The sequence below is a fragment of the Burkholderia sp. 22313 genome (assembly GCF_052045245.1).
In the GTDB taxonomy this organism is placed as follows: domain Bacteria; phylum Pseudomonadota; class Gammaproteobacteria; order Burkholderiales; family Burkholderiaceae; genus Burkholderia.
Window position 1 is genome coordinate 1 of sequence record NZ_JBQEON010000074.1, and the last position, 3,983, is coordinate 3,983.

Consider the following 3,983-nt stretch of genomic DNA (forward strand, 5'->3'; position numbering starts at 1 on the left):
AACCGCCGGCAGGAAGATCACATCGAGCTGATCGCGTCGGAAAACTACACGAGCCCGGCCGTGATGGCCGCGCAGGGCTCGCAGCTCACGAACAAGTACGCGGAAGGGTATCCGGGCAAGCGCTACTACGGCGGCTGTGAATACGTCGACGTGGTCGAGCAGCTGGCGATCGATCGCGTGAAGCAGCTGTTCGGCGCGGAAGCGGCGAACGTGCAGCCGAACTCGGGTTCGCAGGCGAACCAGGGTGTGTTCTTCGCAATGCTCAAGCCGGGCGACACGATCATGGGCATGAGCCTCGCGCACGGCGGTCACCTGACGCACGGCTCGCCGGTCAACATGTCGGGCAAGTGGTTCAACGTCGTCAGCTATGGCCTGAACGAGCAGGAAGACATCGACTACGACGCTGCCGAGAAGCTGGCGAACGAGCACAAGCCGAAGCTGATCGTCGCGGGTGCATCGGCATTTGCGCTGAAGATCGATTTCGAGCGTCTGGCGAAGATCGCGAAGTCGGTCGGCGCGTACCTGATGGTCGACATGGCCCACTACGCCGGCCTGATCGCGGCAGGCGTGTACCCGAACCCGGTGCCGCACGCGGACTTCGTGACGACGACGACACACAAGAGCCTGCGCGGCCCGCGCGGCGGCGTGATCCTGATGAAGGCCGAGTACGAGAAGCAGATCAACTCGGCGATCTTCCCGGGCATCCAGGGCGGCCCGCTGATGCACGTGATCGCCGGCAAGGCAGTGGCATTCAAGGAAGCGCTGTCGCCGGAGTTCAAGGCATATCAGCAGAAGGTGGTCGAGAACGCACGCGTGCTGGCTGAAACGCTGGTCAAGCGCGGCCTGCGCATCGTGTCGGGCCGTACGGAAAGCCACGTGATGCTGGTGGACCTGCGCGCGAAGAAGATCACGGGCAAGGCAGCGGAAGCGGCGCTCGGTGCGGCGCACATCACGGTGAACAAGAACGCGATCCCGAACGATCCGGAAAAGCCGTTCGTGACGAGCGGTATCCGCCTGGGTTCGCCGGCGATGACGACGCGCGGCTTTGGCCCGGCGGAAGCCGAGAAGGTCGGCAACCTGATCGCCGACGTGCTGGAAGCGCCGGAAGATGCGGCAACGATCGAGCGCGTGCGCGGTCTGGTTGCGGAGCTGACCCAGCGTTTCCCGGTTTACGGCTAAGTTGCGGCAATCGAGTCAATCGGATTCAAGCGGGTTCAACTGCCGGAGCGGTTGAACCTTGTGAAGTCCGAAGCAATAAAAAAAATCCGGCTCGCAGTAGGCGTGCGAGCCGGATTTTTTGCGCTGTGTTCGAGCCGGTGTCGCGTCACATCGTCGGATCGACGTTTGCCTCGAGTTCGCGGATACGCTCGTCGTTGCGCGTGTCCTTGAGCACCGGTGGCCCCGCGTCGAAGCGTCGGCTTCGTCCGCGACCGCGGGCGGTGGTGTGTTACATGTGGGCTGCGCTCAGACCGTCGTCGTCGCCGTCCGGCGCGCCGTCAGCCGATTCCACAGCATCCCGGCGCGGCTGCCGCTTCCGCAATACGCCAGCACCGGCTTCGGCAGCGCATCGACCAGCGCGCCGAACGCATCGACTTCCGCATCGCCGATCCGGTCACGCTCGACGGGCAGATAGTGCGCGTCGAGGCCCAGTTCGCGCGCAGCGGCCGCGATCGCGTCGAACGCCGGTTGATCGGCGCTTTCGCCGTCCGGCCGGTTGCAGATCACCGCGCGAAAGCCGGCGTTGCGAATCGCCTTCAGGTCCGCCGGCATGATCTGTCGCGACGCGGTGAACCCGGTCGCGGCCGACGCCCGGCATTGCTCGAGCGCGCGTTCGAAACACGCGATCGCGAAATCGACGTCCTGCTCCGTCGTGAAGCGGCCGAAGCTGATGCGCACCGTGCGGCCCGCGGCTTGCTCATCGAGGCCGATTGCGGTCAGGACGTGGGACGGCGCGCCGCTCGTCGAGTTGCACGCGGAGGTCGACGACACCGCGAGCGCATCGCCGAGCATGAACGGGAAAAAGCCCGGCGCGTGCACCGTGAGGCTCAACGTGTGCGGGATGCGGCGCGCCGCTGCCGCGTTGTGCGTGATGCCGCCGAGCGCGAGCAGCGCGTCCTTCAGGCGCGCGCTGAGTGCGGCGATCCGCACGGTTTCGCGCTCGAGCTTGTCGGCCGCGAGTTCGCACGCGGTGCCCATCCCGACGATCTGATGCGTCGCGAGCGTGCCCGAGCGCAGGCCGCGCTCGTGTCCGCCGCCGTGAATCTGCGGCGCGATGCGCTCGGCGATGTCGCGGCGGACGAACAGCGCGCCGATGCCCTTCGGTCCATACACCTTGTGCGCGGACATCGACAGCAGGTCGATGCCGAGCGCGCGCACGTCGATCGGCGTCTTGCCGAGCGCCTGCGCGGCATCGACGTGCAGCAGCGCGCCGGCCGCGTGCACGATGCGCGAAATTGCGCCGATGTCGGTCAGCGTGCCGAGCTCGTTGTTGACGAGCATCAGCGAGACGAGGCCCGTATCGGGGCCGATGGCCGCGGCCACGGCGTCGACCGTGATTTCGCCGTCGGCGGTGGGCGTCACGTAGGTCGCGGTCATGCCGCGCTTCGACAGGTTCGCCATCGTGTCGAGGATCGCCTTGTGTTCGAGGCGGCTCGTGATCAGGTGGCGCTTGCCGGTCGCGGTTTCCGCATAGCCCTTCAGCGCGAGGTTGTTCGATTCGGTGGCGCCCGAGGTCCAGACGATCTCGTCGGCAGCCGCACCGATCAGCGCGGCGACCTGTGCGCGTGCGTGCTCGACCTTTTCCTTCGCGAGCCGGCCGGCGGCGTGCGAGCTCGATGCCGGGTTGCCGAAGGTGCCGTCGGCACCGAGGCAGGCCATCATCGCTTCGATCACGCGGGGATCCGCAGGGGTCGTGGCGGCGTAGTCGAGGTAGTGCAGCGGGGTGGTATCGCTCATGTCCTTCTCTTGATCTTTCTCTTCGGAATGGGAGAAATGATACGAGGGGGGACGGGGAAAAAGGATCCAAAGTTGGCTGGGAATTCAGCCTGACGTGGAATAACGTTTTATTTTTAACGAATTTTAGGGAATGTATTTCCGTGGTGGCCGGGCGGGGCATCGGGAATGGGTCATGCGGATGTCCGCGTGGCCGGGGCGTCACTGAGGTGGGTGGCGCGGTGTCCGGCCGGCGGCAGACCGAATTCCGTGGGCGCCTTGGGGGCGTGGATCGGTCAGGTCGTCTCGTTTCGATCGGGCTGATCCGATAAGCGATGTGCATCCTGCACCCACGCGTGCAGCGCGCGTTCGTATTTCGCCGGGATCGTAATCGTCACCGTGATGAGGCGCGTGACGTTGCCCGGTAATTCCAGATAGCGCTGCCACGTCTTGCGAACGAGTTGAGACATGGCCGAGCTGTTCATGCCCAGTTTCGCGGCGAGCTCGCGCTGTGACCGGCCTTTCACGAAAATCTCGTGGAGGGCCCACTGGTTCATCGGCTTGATCCGGGTGTCCTGAAGCCGCAGCAGTCGGAACTGCTCGGCGGTCATGCGGCGCGTCTTCGGCATTCAGGTTCGCCCCGAGGTCGGAAGTGAGGAGATCAGCATCGCGCCGCATGACGTCTCGTGACCGTCGAACGCGGCCGGTTGGCCTTCGACGTCGAACGCCGGGTCGCCTGCGGCAATCGTGCAGGCGCCGTGGATCGGGCACGAACAGGTGTCGCCGAAGCGGGCGACCGCGCGCCCCATGACCTTGCTGATTGCGGCGCCGGACTCGACCCGGCCGCCGTGGGTATGCACGTCGCCTACCCGGATGATTCCTCGCATATGACTCGTCCTCTGAATGAGTTGTGTGGTTATCGCGTTTTGTTCGCCACGCGCCGCTGCGCCGGTTTACATCACCACGAATAGCCTTGCATGCCGTAATCGGTGTCGTGGCGGCGCCCCCACCACGGGAGGTAGGCGTTGTTGCCGCCGCGTGCGCGGAACCAG

Annotated in this window: 4 protein-coding genes; 1 reads left to right on the top strand and 3 read right to left on the bottom strand. The window is 65.6% G+C overall.

All coding sequences use genetic code 11. From position 1 onward, the window contains the following. Window positions 1-1,179: serine hydroxymethyltransferase (gene glyA, locus ACTJKF_RS31280; RefSeq protein WP_440628992.1), on the top strand; the 1,179-nt coding region annotated here is incomplete at its 5' end. A 285-nt stretch (window positions 1,180-1,464) separates the two neighbouring features. On the opposite strand, the gene ACTJKF_RS31285 is transcribed toward glyA, so the two are convergent. From ACTJKF_RS31285 to ACTJKF_RS31295, 3 genes are all read right to left on the bottom strand, one after another. Beyond that, entirely contained in the window at window positions 1,465-2,955 is a 1,491-nt protein-coding gene (locus ACTJKF_RS31285) for an aminotransferase class V-fold PLP-dependent enzyme (RefSeq protein ID WP_440628993.1), read from the bottom strand. Between the two features lie 272 nt (window positions 2,956-3,227). Continuing rightward, window positions 3,228-3,542, bottom strand: coding sequence for a TrfB-related DNA-binding protein (locus tag ACTJKF_RS31290; protein WP_440628995.1), 315 nt, complete (start codon window positions 3,540-3,542; stop codon window positions 3,228-3,230). Between the two features lie 18 nt (window positions 3,543-3,560). Beyond that, window positions 3,561-3,818 carry a PAAR domain-containing protein gene (locus ACTJKF_RS31295; protein WP_440628997.1) on the bottom strand — a complete coding sequence of 86 codons (258 nt, stop codon included), beginning with the start codon at window positions 3,816-3,818 and terminating at the stop codon, window positions 3,561-3,563. Window positions 3,819-3,983: the final 165 nt, after the last annotated feature.